The 20,672-nt window shown below is 55.8% G+C and carries 23 protein-coding genes and 1 pseudogene; 15 read left to right on the top strand and 9 right to left on the bottom strand.

Annotated features, from left to right (window positions below):
• Positions 1-2: 2 nt before the first annotated feature.
• The 3 genes from hycC to hycA form a co-directional block, all read right to left on the bottom strand.
• Positions 3-1,829: a formate hydrogenlyase subunit 3 gene (gene hycC, locus KW828_RS05815; protein ID WP_218335517.1), complete on the bottom strand. Its 1,827-nt coding sequence runs from the start codon at positions 1,827-1,829 to the stop codon at positions 3-5.
• Positions 1,826-2,434, bottom strand: a complete 609-nt coding sequence (locus KW828_RS05810) for a 4Fe-4S dicluster domain-containing protein (protein ID WP_218335516.1) — start codon at positions 2,432-2,434, stop codon at positions 1,826-1,828. Before KW828_RS05810 ends, hycC begins: the two co-directional genes overlap by 4 nt.
• Before the next feature lie 80 nt (positions 2,435-2,514).
• A complete protein-coding gene (gene hycA / locus KW828_RS05805; RefSeq protein WP_218335515.1) occupies positions 2,515-2,982 on the bottom strand; it encodes a formate hydrogenlyase regulator HycA in 468 nt (155 codons plus the stop codon).
• Between the two features lie 200 nt (positions 2,983-3,182).
• On the opposite strand from hycA, the gene hypA reads away from it, so the two are divergent.
• The 6 genes from hypA (at position 3,183) to flhA (ending at position 8,963) form a co-directional block, all read left to right on the top strand.
• Entirely contained in the window at positions 3,183-3,533 is a 351-nt protein-coding gene (gene hypA / locus KW828_RS05800) for a hydrogenase maturation nickel metallochaperone HypA (protein WP_218335514.1), read from the top strand.
• 3 nt (positions 3,534-3,536) lie between these two features.
• Positions 3,537-4,406, top strand: a complete 870-nt coding sequence (hypB, locus tag KW828_RS05795; protein ID WP_218335513.1) for a hydrogenase nickel incorporation protein HypB — start codon at positions 3,537-3,539, stop codon at positions 4,404-4,406.
• A complete protein-coding gene (locus tag KW828_RS05790; RefSeq protein ID WP_218335512.1) occupies positions 4,397-4,684 on the top strand; it encodes a HypC/HybG/HupF family hydrogenase formation chaperone in 288 nt (95 codons plus the stop codon). The genes hypB and KW828_RS05790 overlap by 10 nt, the downstream gene beginning before the upstream one ends.
• A complete protein-coding gene (gene hypD / locus KW828_RS05785; RefSeq protein WP_218335511.1) occupies positions 4,684-5,805 on the top strand; it encodes a hydrogenase formation protein HypD in 1,122 nt (373 codons plus the stop codon). The genes KW828_RS05790 and hypD overlap by 1 nt, the downstream gene beginning before the upstream one ends.
• Positions 5,802-6,812 carry a hydrogenase expression/formation protein HypE gene (hypE, locus tag KW828_RS05780; protein WP_218335510.1) on the top strand — a complete coding sequence of 337 codons (1,011 nt, stop codon included), beginning with the start codon at positions 5,802-5,804 and terminating at the stop codon, positions 6,810-6,812. Before hypD ends, hypE begins: the two co-directional genes overlap by 4 nt.
• Positions 6,813-6,890: 78 nt before the next feature.
• Positions 6,891-8,963: a formate hydrogenlyase transcriptional activator FlhA gene (gene flhA / locus KW828_RS05775; protein WP_218335509.1), complete on the top strand. Its 2,073-nt coding sequence runs from the start codon at positions 6,891-6,893 to the stop codon at positions 8,961-8,963.
• A gap of 29 nt (positions 8,964-8,992) precedes the next feature.
• Here the strand turns inward: flhA and KW828_RS05770 are convergent, their stop codons facing one another.
• The 4 genes and pseudogenes from KW828_RS05770 to KW828_RS05760 form a co-directional block, all read right to left on the bottom strand.
• The gene (locus KW828_RS05770; protein ID WP_218335646.1) at positions 8,993-9,337 is read right to left on the bottom strand and encodes a nitrous oxide-stimulated promoter family protein; all 345 of its coding nucleotides are present in this window, start codon (positions 9,335-9,337) and stop codon (positions 8,993-8,995) included.
• Positions 9,338-9,445: 108 nt separating this feature from the next.
• Positions 9,446-9,589: pseudogene (locus tag KW828_RS21865) on the bottom strand (type VI secretion system tube protein Hcp); the annotation flags it as partial.
• 22 nt (positions 9,590-9,611) lie between these two features.
• The gene (locus tag KW828_RS05765) at positions 9,612-9,938 is read right to left on the bottom strand and encodes a DUF1493 family protein (RefSeq protein ID WP_218335508.1); all 327 of its coding nucleotides are present in this window, start codon (positions 9,936-9,938) and stop codon (positions 9,612-9,614) included.
• Positions 9,932-10,396 carry an STM2901 family protein gene (locus KW828_RS05760; protein ID WP_218335507.1) on the bottom strand — a complete coding sequence of 155 codons (465 nt, stop codon included), beginning with the start codon at positions 10,394-10,396 and terminating at the stop codon, positions 9,932-9,934. The genes KW828_RS05765 and KW828_RS05760 overlap by 7 nt, the downstream gene beginning before the upstream one ends.
• Before the next feature lie 301 nt (positions 10,397-10,697).
• Between KW828_RS05760 and KW828_RS05755 the strand changes: the two genes are divergently transcribed.
• The 5 genes from KW828_RS05755 to KW828_RS05735 all read left to right on the top strand — a co-directional run bounded on the left by KW828_RS05755 (position 10,698) and on the right by KW828_RS05735 (position 15,607).
• Entirely contained in the window at positions 10,698-11,615 is a 918-nt protein-coding gene (locus KW828_RS05755; protein ID WP_218335506.1) for a metal ABC transporter substrate-binding protein, read from the top strand.
• The gene (locus tag KW828_RS05750; RefSeq protein ID WP_218335505.1) at positions 11,612-12,451 is read left to right on the top strand and encodes a manganese/iron ABC transporter ATP-binding protein; all 840 of its coding nucleotides are present in this window, start codon (positions 11,612-11,614) and stop codon (positions 12,449-12,451) included. The genes KW828_RS05755 and KW828_RS05750 overlap by 4 nt, the downstream gene beginning before the upstream one ends.
• Complete coding sequence (gene sitC, locus KW828_RS05745; protein ID WP_218335504.1) at positions 12,448-13,305, top strand: iron/manganese ABC transporter permease subunit SitC; 858 nt, start codon at positions 12,448-12,450, stop codon at positions 13,303-13,305. Before KW828_RS05750 ends, sitC begins: the two co-directional genes overlap by 4 nt.
• Positions 13,305-14,126: an iron/manganese ABC transporter permease subunit SitD gene (gene sitD, locus KW828_RS05740; RefSeq protein ID WP_218335503.1), complete on the top strand. Its 822-nt coding sequence runs from the start codon at positions 13,305-13,307 to the stop codon at positions 14,124-14,126. The genes sitC and sitD overlap by 1 nt, the downstream gene beginning before the upstream one ends.
• Positions 14,127-14,335: 209 nt before the next feature.
• Positions 14,336-15,607: an EAL and HDOD domain-containing protein gene (locus tag KW828_RS05735; RefSeq protein WP_218335502.1), complete on the top strand. Its 1,272-nt coding sequence runs from the start codon at positions 14,336-14,338 to the stop codon at positions 15,605-15,607.
• 8 nt (positions 15,608-15,615) lie between these two features.
• On the opposite strand, the gene KW828_RS05730 is transcribed toward KW828_RS05735, so the two are convergent.
• Positions 15,616-16,581 carry a diguanylate cyclase gene (locus KW828_RS05730; protein WP_218335501.1) on the bottom strand — a complete coding sequence of 322 codons (966 nt, stop codon included), beginning with the start codon at positions 16,579-16,581 and terminating at the stop codon, positions 15,616-15,618.
• A gap of 251 nt (positions 16,582-16,832) precedes the next feature.
• On the opposite strand from KW828_RS05730, the gene KW828_RS05725 reads away from it, so the two are divergent.
• Positions 16,833-17,072, top strand: coding sequence for a SymE family type I addiction module toxin (locus tag KW828_RS05725; RefSeq protein ID WP_218335500.1), 240 nt, complete (start codon positions 16,833-16,835; stop codon positions 17,070-17,072).
• A gap of 118 nt (positions 17,073-17,190) precedes the next feature.
• On the top strand, positions 17,191-18,438 hold the full coding sequence (locus KW828_RS05720) for an MFS transporter (protein ID WP_218335499.1): 1,248 nt from the start codon (positions 17,191-17,193) through the stop codon (positions 18,436-18,438).
• Between the two features lie 98 nt (positions 18,439-18,536).
• Here the strand turns inward: KW828_RS05720 and KW828_RS21860 are convergent, their stop codons facing one another.
• Positions 18,537-18,635 (bottom strand): hypothetical protein, encoded by a 99-nt coding sequence (locus KW828_RS21860; RefSeq protein WP_088221483.1) that lies wholly within the window; start codon positions 18,633-18,635, stop codon positions 18,537-18,539.
• A 525-nt stretch (positions 18,636-19,160) separates the two neighbouring features.
• Here KW828_RS21860 and KW828_RS05715 point away from each other — a divergent pair.
• Positions 19,161-19,667: a ferritin-like domain-containing protein gene (locus KW828_RS05715; protein ID WP_218335498.1), complete on the top strand. Its 507-nt coding sequence runs from the start codon at positions 19,161-19,163 to the stop codon at positions 19,665-19,667.
• A 63-nt stretch (positions 19,668-19,730) separates the two neighbouring features.
• The gene (locus KW828_RS05710) at positions 19,731-20,630 is read left to right on the top strand and encodes a manganese catalase family protein (RefSeq protein WP_218335497.1); all 900 of its coding nucleotides are present in this window, start codon (positions 19,731-19,733) and stop codon (positions 20,628-20,630) included.
• Positions 20,631-20,672 lie beyond the last annotated feature (42 nt).

Below are 20,672 nucleotides of genomic sequence, written 5' to 3'. Positions count from 1 at the left end.
GTTCAGGCTCCTCGGGAAATCACAACGACCACCAGCACCGCCAGCTCGATCAGCGCCAGACGGCGGAACAGTACTGCCGCCCCTTCACGCTGCCAGCCAGGAATGCGGGCGACCGGGTTCAGCCAGTGACGCAACTTCAGCACCGGGGCAAAAGCCGCTTTTACCGGATGAGCAAAACCGTGGGCGGTGATCACCATCGATGGCTCGTGATCGTATCCGCACACCCAGGCCGCACCGCGCTGGCGGCCCGGTAAACGGTCGCCTTTCAGCAGCAGCATGATGATCAGCGGCAACAGCGGGCAGGCCACCAGCAGCAGCGCGATCATCGGCTGCGACACGCTGGTCTGCGCGGTGGCAAGCGGCAGCGGCACTGCCGTTGATAACAGCGGCAGCAGCCAGGGCGCGCCCACACCGCCCGCGATACAGCACAGCGCCAGCGCCACCACACAGAAGGTCATCAACACGGGCGCAGGACGGGCGTTTGCCGCCTCAGGCGTGCGCGGTGCGCCGAGAAAGGTCACGCCGTAGACTTTCGCCATGCACATCACCGCCAGCGCGCCGGTGATCGCCAGCCCGACCGCAAGCAGCGGGCCAAGCAGACGGCCAATAAACAGGTCGCTGCTGCTCAGCCGGAAGAAGGACTGGTAGATCACCCATTCCCCGGCAAAGCCGTTCAGCGGCGGCAGCGCCGCCATCGCCATCAGCCCCACCAGCATGACCAGCGAAATCAGCGGCATGCGTTTGCCGATGCCGCCCAGCTTTTCAATATCGCGGTGCCCGGTCTGATACCAGACGCTGCCCGCGCCGAGAAACAGCGTGCTTTTAAACAGGCTGTGATTGATGAGGTGATACAGACCGCCGGTCATGCCAAGCGCGATCAATGCAGGCTGTTGCAGGGCGATACCCGTCAGTCCGGCACCCAGCCCCAGCAAAATAATGCCGATGTTTTCCAGCGTGTGGTACGCCAGCAGGCGCTGAATATTGTGCTCCATCAGCGCGTAAAGGCCGCCGACAAAAGCCGTCACCATCCCCAGCACCAGCAGCACAATGCCCCACCACAGCGGTGGATTACCGCCCACGAGCGACAACGTGAGGATGCCAAACAGGCCGATTTTCATCACCACGGTGGAGAACAGCGCCGCCGCGGGCGCGCTGGCATTCGCATGGGCCTGCGGCACCCAACCGTGCAGCGGGATGATCCCCGCCAGCAGACCAAAGCCCGCCACGCCGGAGAGCCAGATCCCGGCGCTCAGCGGCAGCTGCCGGGCGGCGATATTCATCTGCGTCAGATCCAGCGTGTGATAACGCTGCCAGATCAAGCCGCAACTCACCACCAGCAGCAGCGTACCCGCCCGGCCGAGCACAAACCACAGTTTTGCCGACGGACCGCACCCGGTAAGAAATACCGCACACAGCGCCATGATCTCCGCCATCACCACCAGCACGCCGAGGTTATCGGCAACGACAGCACACACCGCCGCCGCCATCAGCGCGTTAATCAGCAGACCGTTCGCCTGTACCCCGGCGTGGCGATGCCAGTCGAGGTTAAACAGACTGACAAACAGCCCGCACAGGCCAAGGGTGATAAGCCAGATCGCCGACAGCGGTGTGATCAGCATACCGACCTCCGCCAGCGACACCGTGCCCTGCACCGCCACGCCGTCAAGCAGCACCAGCGCCCCGGCCCCTGCCGTCATGGCGCTGGCGAGTGCGCCGCCCAGTCCCGCCATCACACCGCTAAGCGGCTTATGAAAAGAAAACGCCGCTGCCAGTAGCGCCGCCACTGCGAAGCACAGCAGCGCGCTGTTAATGAGAGAGAGCGCGTTCAATTTGTACCTCCTGGCGTGCGGGTCAGTGCCGACAAATTGCCAAAATCAGCGTTGATGGTGAGTTCGCGTTTGCGCTTGCTGGCGCGGGCGATGTCGAGGTTATTGACCAGATGCAGTGCCTGCGTCGGGCAGGTGCGCACACAGGCGGGGCCTGCCTCATCGAAGCTGCACAGATCGCATTTCACCGCCACGGCGCGCACGCCGGGTACCCAGTCCAGCAGCGTGCTGACACGGGCGGGTGCCGGGGGCGCAGCGGGCGCTTTCGGCGTGTTGGCGTTAGCCGGAATATGCAGCGGGCGGCTGCCGGACATTTCAATGGCACCAAACGGACAGGCGATGGCGCACAGCTTGCAACTGACGCACAGGCTTTCATTGAGCTGCACCGCACCATCGACGCGGTTAATGGCATTGACCGGGCAGACCCCGGCGCAGGGCGCGTCTTCGCAGTGGTGACAGAGCTGCGGCGCAGATTCTTTTTCGTTGCGCATCACTTTCAGCCGCGGCATAGACTGCAAACCGCGCTGGCGATGCGTCTCGGCACAGGCGGCTTCACAGGTGTGGCAGCCGATGCAGAGGGTGGAGTCAGCAATTACAAAACGATTCACCAGGCATTCCTCAGGTGGTCATTTTTGACGAAATCATGCCGATGCACTGTCTGTTTCGACACTCATCGACACCCATGCGGTTACGCCTGCGCCGTCTGCAACGGGCGGTTCACCAGCTGATGCAGATCGATCGGCAGATCCTCTTCAATCGCTGCATACAGGCCGTTGTAAAGCGTCGCGATTTTATCGAGATAGTGTTCAAGCACGGCTTCGCGGGAGCGGTTACTGACGTGGCCGTCAACGCGGCCATCCAGCCCGATCTGCGCCTGCGCGATCAACAACTTGTCGTCGCTGTTTTTGCTGCCGACGTAATACTCGATGGTGTGGCTGTTGAAGCCATCGGCGAGGGTGACGTAAACCGGAAAGTGTTCGAACAGGACAAAGCACAGATCCCGGTCCGGCGCGCAGCTCATGGCGTGATGCAGCCGCGCTTTTGACAGGGTGATCCCCTGAACCAGTGAGTTGCAGTAATGACGCCATTCATCCTGGAGGCGTTGATGCCGTTCGGCAATGTAGTCAGCTTTTTCGCTAATTTCCCAGATGGTCATGTCAGGTTACCCAATTAGTTGCGATAACCGCTGTTAGCAGTTTTTATGCCAGTTTTTAACTATCTGAATTAAAACAATAAAAACTAATTTAGTGCTGGCGGTGCCATGTCATTTCGTCAGCATCGACATCGTCAGTGACATGTCAGTGAGAGCTGGCATCGTTATTGCATTTGCTAGCCCATCGACTAACGGGAGGCGCTATGCATGAAATTACGCTTTGCCAGCGCGCGCTGGAACTCATTGAGCAACAGGCTGCGGCACACGGGGCGCGTCGCGTATCCGGCGTGTGGTTAAAAATCGGCGCATTTTCATGCGTCGAGAGCAGCGCGCTGCGCTTCTGCTTTGATCTGGTCTGCCGCGGCACGCTGGCGGAAGGCTGTGTACTGCATCTCGATGAACAGCAGGCCGAGTGCTGGTGTGGGCAGTGTCAGCAGTACGTCACCTTACTGAGCCAGCGCGTGCGCCGTTGCCCACAGTGTCACAGCGACAGGTTACAGATTGTCGCCGACGACGGTCTGCAAATTCAGCGTCTGGAAATTGAACAGGAGTGAAACATGTGTACCACCTGTGGTTGCAGTGAAGGCAATCTCTATATAGAAGGCGACGAGCACAATCCGCACTCGGCGTTTCGCGGCGCGCCTTTTGCGCCAGCCGCCCGCCCAGGGCTGACCATCACCGGCATGAAAACCGCCTTCAGCCCGACGCAAACCGACAACGGCGATCTGCATTATGGTCACGGCGAGGCGGGCACCCATGCCCCCGGCATGAGCCAGCGCCGGATGCTGGAAGTGGAAATCGACGTGCTGGACAAAAATAACCAGCTTGCCGCCCGCAACCGCGCGCGCTTCGCTGCCCGCGAGCTGCTGGTGCTGAACCTGGTCTCCAGCCCCGGCTCCGGTAAAACCACCCTGCTCACCGAAACCCTGCTGCGCCTGAAAGGGAAAACCGCCTGCGCGGTCATTGAAGGCGATCAGCAAACGGTGAACGACGCCGCGCGTATTCGCGCCACCGGCACCCCGGCGATTCAGGTGAATACCGGTAAAGGCTGCCATCTGGATGCGCAGATGATCGCCGACGCCGCGCCGCGTTTACCGCTGGACGATGGCGGGATTTTGTTTATCGAGAACGTCGGCAACCTGGTGTGCCCGGCGAGCTTTGATTTAGGCGAGCGGCATAAAGTCGCGGTGTTGTCCGTCACCGAAGGCGAAGACAAACCGCTGAAGTATCCGCATATGTTTGCCGCCGCCTCGCTGATGCTGCTCAATAAAATCGACCTGCTGCCGTACCTGAATTTCGATGTTGAAAGCTGTATTGCCGCAGCAAAGGCGGTGAATCCGCAGATTGAAGTGATGCTGATTTCCGCCACCAACGGCGAAGGTATGGACCGCTGGCTGGGCTGGCTGGAGGCGCAACAATGTGCATAGGCGTACCGGGGCAAATCAGCGCCATTGACGGGGTACAGGCGAAAGTGGACGTCTGCGGCATTCAGCGCGACGTGGATCTGACGCTGGTCGGCAGCACCGACGACACGGGCCAGTCGCGTCTTGGCCAGTGGGTGCTGGTGCACGTGGGCTTTGCGATGAGCGTGATCAACGAAGCGGAAGCCCGCGACACGCTGAGCGCCCTGCAAAATATGTTCGACGTAGAGCCGGATGTCGGCGCGCTGCTGTACGGTGACGCCCACCACACCGGAGGCCAGTGATGCGTTTTGTTGATGAATACCGCGCCCCGGAACAGGTGATGCAGCTGATCGAGCGGCTGCGGGATCGCGCCCGCCTGCTGTCGTACACCGCTGCCCGCCCGCTGCGCATTATGGAAGTGTGCGGCGGCCATACTCACGCGATTTTCAAATTCGGCCTCGATCAGCTGCTGCCGGAGAATATCGAATTCATTCACGGGCCGGGCTGCCCGGTGTGCGTGTTGCCGATGGGACGCATCGACAGCTGCGTGGAGATCGCCAGCCGCCCGGAGGTCATTTTCTGCACCTTCGGCGATGCCCTTCGCGTACCGGGAAAAAACGGTTCGCTGTTGCAGGCGAAAGCGCGCGGCGCGGATATTCGCATTGTCTACTCGCCGATGGATGCGCTGACGCTGGCGGCGGAAAACCCCCAGCGCAAGGTGGTGTTTTTCGGCCTCGGTTTTGAAACCACCATGCCCGCCACCGCCATTACGCTGCAACAGGCGAAGGCGCGCGGCCTTCCTAATTTCTATTTTTTCTGCCAGCACATCACGCTGATCCCGACGCTGCGCAGCCTGCTGGACGCACCGGACAACGGTATTGATGCCTTTTTAGCGCCGGGGCACGTCAGTATGGTGATTGGCATCGACGCTTATAATTTTATCGCCAGCGACTTTCAGCGCCCGTTAGTGGTGGCGGGTTTCGAACCCCTTGATCTACTGCAAGGCGTACTGATGCTGGTTGAGCAGAAAATAGCAGCCCGCAGTCGCGTCGAAAATCAGTACCGCCGCGTGGTGCCGGATGGCGGCAACGCGCTGGCCCGTCAGGCCATGGCCGAGGTGTTCTGCGTCGAAGGTAAAAGCGAATGGCGCGGACTTGGCATGATCGACCACTCCGGCGTGCAACTCACACCGGCGTACCAGTCCTTTGATGCGCAGGCGCATTTTCGCCCTGCCCCGCAACAGGCCTATGACGATCCCCGCGCCCGTTGCGGTGACGTGCTGACCGGTAAATGCAAACCGCACCAGTGCCCGCTATTCGGCAAAACCTGCAATCCGCAGTCGGCCTTTGGCGCGCTGATGGTCTCCTCGGAAGGGGCCTGCGCCGCCTGGTATCACTATCGCAGTCAGGAGTGTGAAGCATGAGTACAGTGCAACTGGCCCACGGCAGCGGCGGTCAGGCGATGCAGCAGTTGATCAATAGCCTGTTTATGCAGGCGTTTGATAATCCGTGGCTGGCGGAGCAGGAAGATCAGGCACGGCTTGATCTCGCCACGCTCACCGCCGCGGGCGACCGGCTGGCCTTCTCCACCGACAGCTACGTTATCGATCCGCTGTTTTTCCCCGGCGGCGACATCGGCAAGCTCGCCATCTGCGGTACCGCTAACGATGTGGCGGTGAGCGGCGCGCTGCCGCGCTTCTTCTCCTGCGGCTTTATTCTCGAAGAGGGTCTGCCCCTCGACACGCTGCGGGCCGTGGTCAACAGCATGGCGGCGACGGCGAAAGCTGCCGACATCGCCATCGTGACCGGCGATACCAAAGTGGTGCAGCGCGGCGCGGCGGATAAGCTTTTTATCAATACTGCCGGGATTGGCGCTATTCCCGCCAGGATCCGCTGGGGGGCGCAACAGCTGCAACCCGGTGACGTCCTGCTGGTGAGTGGCACGCTGGGGGATCACGGCGCGACAATCCTTAATCTGCGGGAAAACCTCGGTCTGGATGGCGATCTGGTCAGCGACTGCGCCGTCTTGACGCCGCTTATCCAGTCCCTGCGCGATATTCACGGCGTCAAAGCCCTGCGCGATGCCACGCGCGGCGGCGTAAACGCAGTGGTACATGAGTTTGCCGCCTGCTGCGGTTACGGCATCGAACTGCGCGAGCGCGACGTGCCGATGAAACCCGCGGTGCGCGGCGTCTGTGAACTGCTGGGGCTGGAGGCGCTGAATTTTGCCAATGAAGGCAAACTGGTGATCGCCGTAGAACGCCAGGCCGCCGACGCGGTGCTGGAGCGTCTGCGCGCCCATCCGCTGGGCCGCGAGGCAGCAATGATCGGCGAGGTGGTGGCGCGCCAGGGCGTGCGTCTTGCCGGATTGTACGGCGTGAAGCGCATGCTGGATCTGCCTCACGCCGAACCGCTGCCGCGCATTTGCTGATTTTTGTGCCGCAAGCACGTATATATAAATTCATGCTTTTTTTTGCACCGGTTTTCGGTGCCATTCTGGAATAGCGATATGTCGTATACACCGATGAGCGATCTCGGGCAGCAAGGTCTGTTTGATATTACGCGCACGTTATTACATCAGTCCGACCTGGCGTCGCTCTGTCAGAGCCTGACGCAGCTGGTCAGGCAATCGGGCCTTGCAGACAGCGCGGCGATCATCTTGTGGAACGCCGACGAACATCGTGCCCGTTATTACGCCACGCGGGCAGACGACCGTAGGGTGAAATACGAGGATGACACCCTGCTGGCGAACGGCCCGGTGCGGCGCATTCTCTCCCGCCCGGAAGCGCTGCACTGTAATTATGCCGAGTTCTGCGATACCTGGCCGCAACTGGCAGCCAGCAGCCTGTACGAGCAATGGGGGCACTACGGCCTGCTGCCGCTGGCGGTAGACGGGCGGATTTTTGGCGGCTGCGAGTTTATCCGCCAGGCCGACACGCCCTGGAGCGAGAAAGAGTATGCCCGCCTGCATACCCTCACTCAGCTTATCGGCGTGGTGGTGGAACATCTTCAGCAGCACCCTGACGGCGCATCCGATCACGAATTGCTGTGCCGCGAGCGCGATAACTTCCGCATTCTGGTCGCCATCACCAATGCGGTGCTGTCCCGGCTGGACATTGACGAGCTGGTCAGCGAAGTGGCGAAAGAGATCCACCACTATTTCCACATCGACGCCATCAGCATCGTGCTGCGCAGCAGTCGCAAGGGCAAACTGACTATTTATTCCACGCACTATCCCAATGACCGCTCGCCGGTGCATGAACAAAGTGAAGTGGACGAAGCGGGTACGCTTTCGGAGCGGGTCTTTGAAAGTAAAGACGTGCTGGTGCTGAAACTGCATGAGCGCGACAAGCTGGCGCCCTATGAGCGTCGGCTGTTTGAAACCTGGGGCAATCAGATCCAGACCCTGTGCCTGCTGCCGCTGATGTCCGGTTCCACGCTGCTTGGCGTACTCAAACTGGCGCAGTGCGATGGCGAAACCTTCACGCCTTCCACGCTGTCGTTGCTGCGGCAGATCGCGGAACGCGTGGCCATCGCCGTCGATAATGCTCAGGCGTATCAGGAAATTCACCGGCTGAAAGAGCGGCTGGTGGATGAAAACCTCGCGCTGACCGAGCAGTTAAACAACGTGGACAGCGAATTCGGGGAGATCATCGGCCGCAGTGAAGCCATGTACAGCGTGCTGCAACAGGTGGAGATGGTGGCGAAAAGCAACAGTACGGTGCTCATCCTCGGTGAAACCGGTACCGGTAAGGAACTGATAGCGCGCGCCATTCACAATCTCAGCGGACGCAACGCACGGCGGATGGTGAAAATGAACTGCGCCGCCATGCCTGCCGGATTGCTGGAAAGCGATCTCTTTGGGCATGAGCGCGGTGCCTTTACCGGTGCCAGCGCGCAGCGCATTGGCCGCTTCGAACTGGCGGATAAAAGCTCGCTGTTCCTGGATGAAGTGGGCGATATGCCGCTCGAACTGCAACCGAAGCTGCTGCGCGTCTTGCAGGAGCAGGAGTTTGAGCGTCTCGGCAGCAATAAGCTGATCCAGACGGATGTGCGCCTGATCGCCGCCACTAACCGCGACCTGCAACAGATGGTGGCGGATCGCGAATTTCGCAGCGATCTCTACTATCGCCTGAATGTTTTCCCGATCCGCATTCCACCGCTGCGCGAACGCCCGGAAGATATTCCGCTGCTGGTGAAAGCCTTCACCTTTAAAATCGCCCATCGGCTGGGACGCAATATCGACAGTATTCCTGCCGAAACGCTGCGCACCTTAAGCAACCAGCCGTGGCCGGGGAACGTGCGCGAGCTGGAAAATGTCGTCGAGCGCGCGGTACTGCTGACGCGGGGTAACGTCCTGCAACTGTCGATGGCGGAAATGAGCGTGCCGCAACCTCACAGTGCGCCGGTGGAAACCCCGCTGGAGGGCGAAGACGAGTATCAGCTGATCGTCAGGATCCTGCGTGAAACTAACGGCGTGGTCGCCGGACCGAAAGGCGCGGCGCAGCGGCTGGGATTAAAACGCACGACGCTGCTCTCAAGAATGAAGCGGCTGGGAATTGATAAAGATACGCTGCACTAAATGACTGGCCCGGCAGGAGTTCTGCCGGGCTATTTTTTTGGCCGGTATTTTTCCGGCAGTTCCGGCACCGGGCGTTTGTCGTCAATCAGATGACGCACCGTGAGCAGCGGATGACGCCACAACATGCGCGGCCCCGCCCAGCGCATGATCGCCTTCATTTCTTCACGTTTTGCTGGCTGGTAGCAGTGCACCGGGCACTGCTTGCACGCCGGTTTTTCCTCGCCAAACACGCATTTATCCAGCCGCTTTTCCGCATAAGCATAGAGCGCGTCGTAATGCCCTGCCTCAGCGACGGCCTCGGGCGCACGCTGCTGGTACAGGGCGATCATTTTACGGATAGTGAGTTTTTCGCGGGCAATGCGGTTGCCGGACATACAGACGCACTCCTGATGTGAAAGATGCTTATATTTTACATCTTTCATGGGCACGCCTCTATGATTACATGCCGGGACGCTCATTCCACGCATCATGGGCTAACAAATTCCCGTCATCGGATCCCTTGGAATGGTTAAACGATGATGCAAGCCTCGTAGTTCGATACTCCCTTCCCTGTCTTTTACATCGCAAGATTCACGGATCATTGCGCCACCATCATCAGTTAAAAATATGTGTACAGGTACGGCCATAATTTTAGCGCCTTGTTGGTGATTAGTCGTACAACCACTTTCCGGCTTTCGCAGATTCGATCAACATACCAATAGTGAAATCTGGTACGGGCACGGGTTCCGTTTTTTTAAATGGATTCCATGAAAGAGGAGTATCGGGGAAGTAAGTTTCAATGCTGAAATTCCCTCGTTCAACGTTGAATTTGTCGAAGAATTCATTCATCAGATCTTCGACTTCAAGTTCATCAATACTCAGATCGGTATCAAGGTCGGTCTCAGGCGTTAATTCGACTTTTTTCATGTTAAACAGATAAGTGCCTGCATAGGGCCGTATAAGCTCATAAACTTTCTGCTCAATTTCATTTACCATAACTGATCGTTGCCTCTTGCTATGGTGTTGTATTCTCTAATGGTGCGCCAGGTAATTTGTGAAACATCAGAGGCAAGTATGATCACACCGATTAACGGGATCGAACGACCAACAAACGGTGCAATATTGCGAACCATCACACGACGAGCCGTCCAGGGTGTATAGCCTCCAAGCCAGGTAGGTAATGAGATGCCAAAGGGAAACTTTGTTTTCCTGAATACTGCCCTTGCCCCTGTTGAGGCATAAGACGTGCCTTTGGTCGCATTCGCAAATTTTCCCCTTGTCGCTAAATTATTTCGCCCGGAGACAATGGCAACAATCGCACTGAAATCGGCTGCCCCAATGCCGAATTGATTTGCTGTATTCTCACAAAAAATCATGAACAGCAGTTCAGCCGCAGTAAGATTTGATTTACCCGCATAAAAATAGGTGCCGTTTAATTCCTCAACTGTGTCCATATCGTAATCCCTGACGTAACTGGCCTGAAATGCCACCGTAACCGTAAATCCATGTTCAACTCTTCATTTAACCCACTGATCGCGAGCAATAAAATTCTCTCATTTACGCATGATTAAACAACGTGCGGGACGTCGCAATTTGAGCGAGGTACGAGACATCTGTTAACAGTACGCCCTGCGCGGCATCTTTCTACTGTTCCCTAAATGCGAATAATTTTCACCTTCGGGCATAGCGTGTGCTATATAACATAGCAAAGGCTATATTCGCTGTATTATTAACCACTCGTTCATGAGGGATACCATGCCGCACTTGTCACGCCTGAGATTACTGCTCGCCGCTGCACTCGTTTCGCTGTTTGCCCTGTCCCCTGCGCAGGCCAAAGAGAAATTTAAGGTCATCACCACGTTTACCGTCATCGCCGATATGGCGCAAAACGTGGCGGGGGATGCGGCAGAGGTCAGTTCGATCACCAAACCGGGCGCGGAGATCCACGAATATCAGCCCACGCCCGGCGACATTAAGCGCGCGCAGGGTGCGCAGTTGATCCTCTCCAACGGACTGAATCTGGAACTGTGGTTCGCGCGGTTTTATCAGCATCTGTCGGGCGTGCCGGATGTGGTGGTATCGGAGGGGGTGAAACCGATGGGTATCAGTGAAGGGCCGTATAACGGCAAGCCGAATCCGCATGCGTGGATGTCTGCCGAAAATGCGCTCATCTACGTGGATAATATTCGCGATGCGCTGGTGAAATACGATCCTGCCAATGCGCAGACCTACCAGCACAATGCCGACGCCTATAAAGCGAAGATCCAGGCCGCGCTCGCCCCGGTGCGCGCGCAACTGGACACACTGCCTGCGGATAAGCGCTGGCTGGTGACCAGCGAGGGAGCCTTCTCCTATCTGGCGCGGGATTATGGCCTTAAAGAGCTGTATCTGTGGCCGATCAATGCCGATCAGCAAGGTACGCCGCAGCAGGTGCGAAAAGTGATCGACGCGATCAAGCAGCATCACATTCCGGTAGTGTTCAGTGAAAGCACCGTATCGGATAAACCGGCGAAGCAGGTGGCGCGGGAAACCGGCGCGCTGTATGGCGGCGTGCTGTACGTCGATTCCCTGAGTGCAGCCAGCGGCCCGGTGCCGACCTTTCTCGATCTGCTGCGCGTCACCAGTGAAACGCTGGTGAAAGGCATTCAGCAGGGTGTGGAGGCACAGAAATGAATCAGGCCAGACAAAATCAACCGCCGGGCCTGATCATTGAACAGGTTACCGTCACTTATCGCAACGGACACACCGCTCTGCGCGACGCCAGTTTTAGCGTGCCGCGCGGCTCCATTGCCGCGCTGGTGGGCATTAACGGCTCGGGAAAATCCACCTTGTTTAAAGCGCTGATGGGCTTTGTCCGGCTGGCGCAGGGTGAGATCGCCATCCTCCAGCGCCCGGTCAAACAGGCGCTGCGGGAAAATCTGGTTTCTTATGTGCCACAGGCCGAAGAGGTGGACTGGTCGTTTCCGGTGCTGGTGGAAGACGTGGTCATGATGGGTCGTTATGGGCATATGGGCATGCTGCGCCGGGCGAAAGCGCAGGATCACCAGGCGGTGGACGCTGCGCTGGCGCGTGTGGGGATGCTGGAATTTCGTCACCGGCAGATTGGCGAGCTGTCCGGCGGGCAGAAAAAGCGCGTGTTTCTGGCCCGCGCTATCGCCCAGGACGGCCAGGTCATTCTGCTGGATGAGCCTTTTACCGGCGTGGATGTGCAGACGGAAGCGAAAATCATCGAACTGCTGCGCGAGCTGCGTGATGAGGGCCGCACCATGCTGGTCTCGACGCACAATTTAGGATCGGTAACGGAGTTTTGCGATTACACGGTGATGGTCAAAGGCACCGTGCTGGCGAGCGGGCCAACAGAAACCACCTTTACCGCGGAAAACCTGGAGCAGGCGTTCAGCGGCGTGCTGCGTCACGTGGTGTTAAGCGGCGGCGAAGAACACATTATTACCGATGATGAGCGGCCTTTTATTTCCCGCCGTCCTCCCGCCGAAGGAGAGTTGCCGTGAACTGGATACTGGAGCCGTTCGGCTACGAATATATGCTTAACGCCATGTGGGTGTCGGCGCTGGTGGGCGGCGTGTGCGCGTTTTTATCCTGCTACTTGATGCTCAAAGGCTGGTCGCTGATCGGCGATGCGCTCTCGCACTCTATTGTGCCAGGCGTCGCCGGGGCTTATATGCTCGGCCTGCCTTTCTCGCTCGGCGCGTTTTTATCCGGTGGACTGGCGGCGGGCGCAATGCTGTTTCTCAATCAGCGCTCGCGGCTGAAAGAGGACGCTATAATCGGCCTTATTTTCTCGTCGTTTTTCGGCATCGGCCTGTTTATGGTGTCGCTCAATCCTACATCGGTAAATATTCAGACCATCGTGCTGGGCAATATTCTGGCGATTGCGCCGGAAGACGTCATCCAGCTCGCCATTATTGGCATCGTCTCGCTGGTCATTCTGTTTCTGAAATGGAAAGACCTGATGGTGACCTTTTTTGATGAAAACCATGCCCGCTCTATTGGCCTGAACCCGGCGCGCCTGAAGCTGCTGTTCTTTACGCTGCTGTCGGTGTCGACCGTTGCTGCGCTGCAAACGGTGGGGGCGTTTCTGGTGATCTGTCTGGTAGTGACGCCTGGTTCGACCGCGTGGCTGCTTACCGACCGCTTCCCCCGCCTGCTGACAATTGCGGTGGCGATTGGCAGCATCACCAGCTTTCTCGGCGCGTGGGTCAGCTATTATCTCGACGGCGCAACGGGCGGCATTATCGTGGTGGCGCAAACGCTGCTGTTTCTGCTGGCCTTTGTCTTTGCGCCCAAACATGGGTTGCTGGCGAACCGCCGTCGGGCGCGGCTGTCCAGCCAGGAGGCGGCATAATGTTCGAACCTTTCCAGTTTGATTTTATGGTCAACGCGCTGGCGATCTCGGTGATTGTCGCCGTGCCCTGCGCCCTGCTGTCAGTATTTCTGGTGCTGAAAGGCTGGGCGCTGATGGGTGACGCCATGAGTCATGCCGTCTTTCCTGGCGTTGTGATCGCGTGGCTCATCGGTATACCGGTCGCCATCGGCGCGTTTATCGCCGGGCTGTTCTGCGCCATCGCCACCGGTTATCTCGACGATAACAGCCGCATTAAGCGCGATACGCTGATGGGCATTGTCTTCTCCGGCATGTTTGGCGCGGGATTGATCCTCTATATTTCCATCCAGTCGGAAGTGCATCTCGACCATATTTTATTTGGCGATATGCTGGGCGTCGCGCTGGCCGACATCCTGCAAAACAGCCTGATCGCCGCCGGGGTGGCGCTGATAATGCTGATAAAATGGAAGGATTTTTTACTGCACGCCTTTGATGCGCAGCAGGCGAAAGCCTGTGGGCTGAATACCGGCTTACTGCACTATGGCCTGCTGTGCATGATTGCCCTGACCATCGTTGCCACGCTGAAATCTGTGGGCATTATTCTGTCGATTTCACTGCTCATCGCCCCCGGCGCGATCGCCGTGCTGCTGACCCGTCGTTTCGCCCATGCCCTGTGGCTGGCAGTGATACTGGCCGCGGTCGTCTCTTTTGCAGGAGTATATCTCTCTTTCTGGCTGGACAGCGCCCCCGCGCCAACCATTGTGGTACTCTTCACCGTCGTCTTTATTCTCGCGTTTATCATCGCAGGCTGGCGGGATCGCCGGGCGACGGGCATAAATTAAGCGCCTGCCGGCGAGCGCCAGACGCCTCCGGCAGCGTAAAAACGTTATTAATGTCAATTTATTGTTTTAAAACGATAAAAATCTCATCAACTTACTGTGACTAAACTTTACAAATGACGCCAGCAGGCAGCAAAATGGCGCCTGTCTTAAACTTAAATTGGTTGTGAATTTTTTCAGCGACTAACTGTGGTTACGGGTGAGGATGGAGAATGTTTTCTTTTGTCGCAAGGCAGGCCATTTTTGATGAAAATCTCAATACCTTCGGGTATGAGCTGCTCTTCAGGGATAGCATGACCAACCAGTTTCCCAATGTTTCGCCTGAACAAGCGACCGCTCAGCTTATTGAAGAACAATTCCTCGGCGTCCCCACCGACCGGCAGAGCGCGGCCAGCGCGGTGTTTGTTAATTTTCCCTATGAGCTGCTGATCAAAGGGCTGGCGGAAACGCTGCCTAAAGATCGGGTGATTATCGAAATTCTGGAAACAGCAGAGCCTAATCCGCGTCTGCTGGAATCGGTAAAGCAACTGCATAAAAAAGGGTTTCGCATCGCGCTGGATGATTTTTCCCTGAGCGATAACTGGAATGCTTTTCTCCCTTTCGTGCACATTATTAAATTCGACGTGCGCGAAAGTACCTTGCAGGAAATTCAGTCCTATATTTTGCACCACCGCACTATGCTTGCGGAAACCCAGTTCCTGGCAGAAAAAGTAGAAACTATCGAAGAATTCGAAACCTGCAAAAATATGGGTTTTACCCTGTTCCAGGGACATTTCTTCAGTAAACCGGTTATTTTCAAAAGCAAAAAAATCATTCAGAACCAGATTATTGCCCTGAAACTAATTCAGGAAGTTAACGCTGAATCGCCGGATCTTATCCAGATTGAAGAATTACTTAAGCGTGATATTGCCCTGTCGTTCAAAATCATGCGTTACGCGCAGAACATTTTATACAACGCGCGGGGTATTCGCGGCAGCCGCAGTCAGTCAATTAAAGATATTGTGGTTTATCTGGGTGTTACCGAGCTGCGCCGCTTTGTTTTAGTCGCCTGCCTGACCTCATTTAACAGCGCCAATACCAACGAGATCTACTATTTAAGCCTGATCCGCGCCCGCTTCTGTGAATTAGCGGCCAACCGCCTGCTGGGGATCCACTCCTCAAATGATGCTTTTATGGTCGGGCTGTTTTCACTGCTGGACGTGATTCTGGAAATTCCCCAGGAAGAACTGATTGAGCAAGTGGTAATTTCTGCCGACGTGCGCATTGCCTTGCAGGAGCGCAAAGGTATGCTCTATCAGCTGGTGAATCTGGCGCAGCTGTATGAAAACCGCCAATGGGAAGAGGCGAGTCTGGAAGCGAAAAAGGTCGGCCTGACGCGGGGTATCGTTGCCGAAATGATTACCGAGGCCACCAAATGGGCAGATGAAATGCCCATCAGTAAGCCTGCAAAAAGTGGTCTTGCCCGTGCGCCAAACTGGCGATAATACGCAGCCTAGCGCTGTTTTTTCTTACGGTGTTCTGAATACATCACCGTATCGCTGTCCTCCAGCATTTCAATAATGTCGCTGTATTTCTCTGCGTTATTTTCCAGCAGGCCATAAGCATAATTGATGTGATATTTATTCTCTGCGTTGAGATTAAACTCATCGATTTTGGTTTGCAGTTTGAACAGAAACGCGTCGGCATCATGGTCGTTTTTATGCTGTACCAGTACCGCAAAAGCGCTGCCATCCACCCGGCCACAAATATCCTCTTTATGCGCACAACTGCCCAGACTACGGGCAAATCCGCGCAACACGTTATCCCCTTCGGCATGACCCCAGATGTCATTAATCGACTGTAAGTTTTCCACCACGAAATAAAGCAGGCTGAACGGCGTTTGCGCGCGAGTCATCTCTTTAAAACGTTTATCCGCGAGGCGATAAAAACCGCGCCGATTGGGCAACTCAGTCAGCTTATCGGTCATCGCCTGACTGATGATCAAAAACTCATCTTCCACCACCGCCCCCAAATCAAGCAGTAGATTAATTTCATCGGCGCTGAAATCCCGGGGCCTGGTATCAATAATGCAAATCGTACCGGCAATGGAACCATCAGGTAAATGGACCGGACAACCGGCATAAAAGCGCACAAAGGGCGCTCCCGTCACGTATGGGTTATTGGCGAAACGCTCATCCTTATGGGCATCTTTGACGATTAATATTCCCTGCAACAAAATGGCATGGGCACAGAAAGAGACGTTACGCGACGTTTGCCGCATATTTTCGTTAATCGGTGAGATTAGCCACTGACGATCCCGATCCAACAGCGAGATCAGCGCAATGGGCACGTTAAAGGTCGCTTTCGCAACCCGGGTCAGACGGGACAAACGCTCATCATCTTTCCTGTCCAGCAAATCCATCATATAGAGTGATTTGAGACGTTCAGTTTCATTTGCGGGCAGTGCGGGTATGTTCATCGTCGTCCCTCTTAAATAGTCATTTAAATATAAGACATAGATATAAATTCACTCGCACTTTTGCATGAGTAAAATAAGAAAAACGTTATTTCACGATATATTCTTCAACGAATGAAACGTGTTGCTATTTTTGCATTGTATATCTGGAAGCCGCCTCGCAATTCCTCCTCTTGCCTTGCCATAAATTACTGTTAATTTAACCAGTAGTGCAGGCCGTCTTTAACAGCCGGTAAACGGCAAAGGAGTGAAGTATGAGCGGGAAATCGTTAGCCTCAGAGGTAAAAGTGTCGAAAGCACTGCGGCGTATCACGGTGGGCTATGTGCGCAGGCGTCATGAGGAGCGTAAAACCAAAATACCACGGCGTTATAGTGTGCATCCCAGTTTATCCCTGCAGGGCAACTGGCTTGCCGAAGCGGGCTTTCCCACGGGGGCAGCCGTCTCGGTAACCGTCGAATTTGGGCAGTTGATCATTCGCCCTTGTGCAGAGTAGTGTAATGCACCCTTACCCGCTACAGGCCAGGGTAAGCCATTGACACGAAAGAGGACATCAGCATGTGTGCTGCGAGCTTTATCGCGCGATCCAGCCAGCTTAACGCCGGACGCAAACTATGACGGCGAACAGCCACGCGCCGCGTTCCCGGCGAGCTTTTTATTACGCGCCGTTCCGAAATTTGTTTTTCGCCCGCCTGCTCACCGTATTAGGTAACGGCATTGCGCCTATTGCGCTGGCGTTTGCGGTGCTGGATATGAGCGGCACTGCCACCGAGCTTGGGATCGTCGTGGCGGCGCGTTCGCTGTTTAACGTTGCCTTTCTGCTGATTGGCGGCGTACTGGCGGATCGCTACTCCCGCAGCCTGGTGCTGGTTTCCTCCTCGGTGGTCGCTGCCCTGTCACAGGGGCTGGTGGCGTGGGCGGTGCTGGATGGCTCAGCCACGCTCACGCTGCTGGTAGTGCTGGGATCGGTTAACGGCGCGGCCGCCGGTATCGCGCTTCCTGCATCTTCTGCCATGGTGCCGCAAACGGTGCCCGCGCCCGCGCTTCGCGAAGCCAACGCCTTTATCCAGCTGGGGATTTACGGCGGTACGGTTATCGGCGCCTCGCTGGGCGGCATGCTGACCAGTGTCATGGGGCCGGGCTGGGGGCTGGCGGTGGATGCGTTGGGGTTTGCTGCTGCCGCACCGCTATATCTGTTGACCCGCATCGCTGCGCAACCCGCAGAGGGCGCGTCATCCAATATCTTGCAGGATCTGCGCGACGGCTGGAACGAGTTCATTGCCCGCTCATGGGTATGGGCGATTGTGGCGCAGTTCGCCATCGTTAACGCGGCCTTTAGCGGCATCGTAATGGTGCTTGGTCCGGTGGTGGCTGATGCCACATTTGGACGGGCAAACTGGGGATTTATCATTGCCGCGCAGAGCATCGGCCTGATCGTCGGGTCATTTATTGCCCTTCGCTGGCGGCCACGGCGTGATCTGTTTATTGGGGTGATGCTGACTACTCTGTGCGCGCTGCCGGTAGCGTTCCTCAGCCTGCTGCCCTCGCCTGCGCTGCTGATGGCGGCATTTCTGGTGGCGGGTATCGGCTTTGGATTATTTGGCGTGTCATGGGCGCAGTCGCTACAGACGCATATTCCGCCAGACAAGCTCGCCCGCGTTTACGCCTATGATGCCCTAGGCTCGTTTGTCGCCATCCCGGTGGGTGAGCTGGCGGCGGGTCCCCTGGCAGCGAACTACGGCACCAGCAAGGTGTTACTGGCCTCGGCAATGGCTATTGTTATCGCCACCGTCGCAGCCTGCTTCACCCCGTCGATACGTCGGCTTGAAAATACGCCGCAGGTAAAGCCTTCTGCACAATAAATAAAAGGGGAAAACCTGCCGCTAAGCGTTGGTTTTCCCCTTCTGCGATTGATCAGTTACTGGAATAGTGCGCTATGCGCTATTTCAGCAGACTGACATCACTTCTTCTTCGGATCGGCATCTGTTTTATCGCCTGATTCCGGCGCTTCAGAAGGATCGTCTTTTTGGCCAGCCATAGGGTTCATCATATATTTCATCGTGCCCTCCTGTATTACATCTGTTAAGGCAGTTAAATACTGCTTTGTAATGAAGCGTAAATAATTATCGGAATGCCATTAATTCCAGCGATTTAATTCCAAATACACTATTAAGCCTGGCCTGATATTAAATAGTGTCAAGAAAGACTTGCTCGAAAAATTTATGCAAGCGTTCAGGATTAGTCTTATGTACAAATTTTAGATAGCAACTAAATAACCAAGAAAAGGGATATTGGATATATTATGCAGGATGGATTTCTGCTTTCCCATCAAACACTAATACTTATTCATGAAAACTCCCGATTTACAAAAAATATTTGCATTAAGTTAGCGCCAAATGAAGCTTGTGCTACGCTTAACTACCAGCAAGAAAATTAACGAAAACGTCGAAACATAATAATTATTATGTTTCGCTGTTTTTAGCGTGTCCGATAAACCTGTAGCGGTGGGAAATTATGATGGTGAAGATAGCATTTTCCTTCCGTATATATGGCCTACAACGATGTTATATCAGGAGAAAGTAATATGACTCATCTGGAAAATTATCATGACTGGTTACGTGATGCTCATGCAATGGAAAAACAAGCTGAGTCTATGCTGTCGAAAATGGCAGACCGCCTGGAGCATTACCCCGATTTGAAAGCCCGCATTGTGCAGCACATCGAAGAAACTCGTCAGCAACAAGTTCTGCTCGATCAGGTCATTGAACGCAATGGTGTATCCAACTCTGTTGTAAAAGATGCGATGAGCAAAATGGCCGCCCTCGGCCAGGCTGTCGGCGGCATGATGACCCCTGACGAAGTTGTGAAAGGCGCTATCAGTGGTTATGTGTTCGAGCACTTCGAAATTGCCTGTTATACCTCGCTGATCGCCGCTGCAAAACTGGCTGGTGATGAAGAAGGCGCCCGCGTATTTGCACAAATCCTGGAACAGGAAAAAGCGATGGCCGAATGGTGCATCACCCATATTCCTGACGTCACCGAGCAATTCATGATCCGTTCTGCAATGCCAGATACCGAAGCTAAAAAGTAATTTTTCCACTGAGAACCGGCGCAGACCACGCCTTCGGGCGACGATGATAAGACAGAGGAAATTATGTTTAGACATGTGAAGCAATTACAGTACACCGTTCGTGTAGCAGAGCCTAACCCAGGCCTCGCTAACCTTTTACTTGAGCAGTTTGGTGGTCCGCAGGGCGAACTCGCTGCCGCCTGCCGCTATTTTACCCAGGGTCTGAGTGATGACGATCCAGGCCGCAAAGATATGCTGCTGGATATTGCGACTGAAGAGTTAAGCCACCTCGAAATCATCGGTACACTCGTCGGTATGCTGAACAAAGGTGCCAAAGGCGAACTGGCTGAAGGCACGGAAAAAGAAGCAGAGCTGTATCGCTCCCTGACCGGTCGCGGTAATGACAGTCATATCACCTCTCTGCTGTACGGCGGCGGTACTCCGCTGACCAACTCCGCAGGCGTGCCCTGGACAGCAGCGTATATCGATACCATCGGCGAGCCTACTGCGGATCTCCGTTCTAATATCGCCGCTGAAGCGCGTGCGAAAATCATCTATGAACGTCTGATCAACCTGACGGACGATCCCGGTGTTAAAGATGCGCTGGGCTTTTTGATGACGCGCGAAGTGGCGCACCAGATGTCTTTCGAAAAAGCCCTGTACTCGATCCGCAATAACTTCCCGCCGGGTAAACTGCCGCCGATTGAGCAGTATGCGAACACTTACTTCAATATGTCGGAAGGTGAAGACGTTCGTGGTAGCTGGAACAGCGACGAGAACTTCAATTATGTTGCAGATCCACAACCCGCGGTTGACGGCGGCGACGGCAAGGCTTCGGTCACGCTGCCACCGCAGCAGGAGAGCGATCTGCTGGCGATGATCAAGCGCACGCAGTCTGATCCTTCAATCAACCCGGTCACCGGCACCGATTTGGGTGCAGTTGCTGAACCGATTGAAAATAACGCCGCGAAAAAAGACGTTTAATTTTTTTCAACGCATTCTGAGCGAGCCCGGATATTATTCCGG

It is taken from the genome of Enterobacter sp. ENT03, assembly GCF_019218745.1.
Taxonomy (GTDB): domain Bacteria; phylum Pseudomonadota; class Gammaproteobacteria; order Enterobacterales; family Enterobacteriaceae; genus Enterobacter_D.
This window is presented reverse-complemented; position numbering and strand designations above follow the sequence as displayed.

Coding starts and splice junctions, on each gene's coding strand:
- KW828_RS05720 (WP_218335499.1), top strand. CDS start 17,191: ATGACGGCGAACAGCCACGCGCCGCGTTCCCGGCGAGCTTTTTATTAC.
- KW828_RS05765 (WP_218335508.1), bottom strand. CDS start 9,938: ATGGTAAATGAAATTGAGCAGAAAGTTTATGAGCTTATACGGCCCTAT.
- KW828_RS05750 (WP_218335505.1), top strand. CDS start 11,612: ATGAATCAGGCCAGACAAAATCAACCGCCGGGCCTGATCATTGAACAG.
- hypB (WP_218335513.1), top strand. CDS start 3,537: ATGTGTACCACCTGTGGTTGCAGTGAAGGCAATCTCTATATAGAAGGC.
- hycA (WP_218335515.1), bottom strand. CDS start 2,982: ATGACCATCTGGGAAATTAGCGAAAAAGCTGACTACATTGCCGAACGG.
- hypA (WP_218335514.1), top strand. CDS start 3,183: ATGCATGAAATTACGCTTTGCCAGCGCGCGCTGGAACTCATTGAGCAA.
- KW828_RS05735 (WP_218335502.1), top strand. CDS start 14,336: ATGTTTTCTTTTGTCGCAAGGCAGGCCATTTTTGATGAAAATCTCAAT.
- KW828_RS05710 (WP_218335497.1), top strand. CDS start 19,731: ATGTTTAGACATGTGAAGCAATTACAGTACACCGTTCGTGTAGCAGAG.
- KW828_RS05715 (WP_218335498.1), top strand. CDS start 19,161: ATGACTCATCTGGAAAATTATCATGACTGGTTACGTGATGCTCATGCA.
- hypD (WP_218335511.1), top strand. CDS start 4,684: ATGCGTTTTGTTGATGAATACCGCGCCCCGGAACAGGTGATGCAGCTG.
- KW828_RS05770 (WP_218335646.1), bottom strand. CDS start 9,337: ATGTCCGGCAACCGCATTGCCCGCGAAAAACTCACTATCCGTAAAATG.
- KW828_RS21860 (WP_088221483.1), bottom strand. CDS start 18,635: ATGAAATATATGATGAACCCTATGGCTGGCCAAAAAGACGATCCTTCT.
- KW828_RS05730 (WP_218335501.1), bottom strand. CDS start 16,581: ATGAACATACCCGCACTGCCCGCAAATGAAACTGAACGTCTCAAATCA.
- KW828_RS05790 (WP_218335512.1), top strand. CDS start 4,397: ATGTGCATAGGCGTACCGGGGCAAATCAGCGCCATTGACGGGGTACAG.
- KW828_RS05725 (WP_218335500.1), top strand. CDS start 16,833: ATGAGCGGGAAATCGTTAGCCTCAGAGGTAAAAGTGTCGAAAGCACTG.
- KW828_RS05760 (WP_218335507.1), bottom strand. CDS start 10,396: ATGGACACAGTTGAGGAATTAAACGGCACCTATTTTTATGCGGGTAAA.
- flhA (WP_218335509.1), top strand. CDS start 6,891: ATGTCGTATACACCGATGAGCGATCTCGGGCAGCAAGGTCTGTTTGAT.
- sitD (WP_218335503.1), top strand. CDS start 13,305: ATGTTCGAACCTTTCCAGTTTGATTTTATGGTCAACGCGCTGGCGATC.
- KW828_RS05755 (WP_218335506.1), top strand. CDS start 10,698: ATGCCGCACTTGTCACGCCTGAGATTACTGCTCGCCGCTGCACTCGTT.
- hypE (WP_218335510.1), top strand. CDS start 5,802: ATGAGTACAGTGCAACTGGCCCACGGCAGCGGCGGTCAGGCGATGCAG.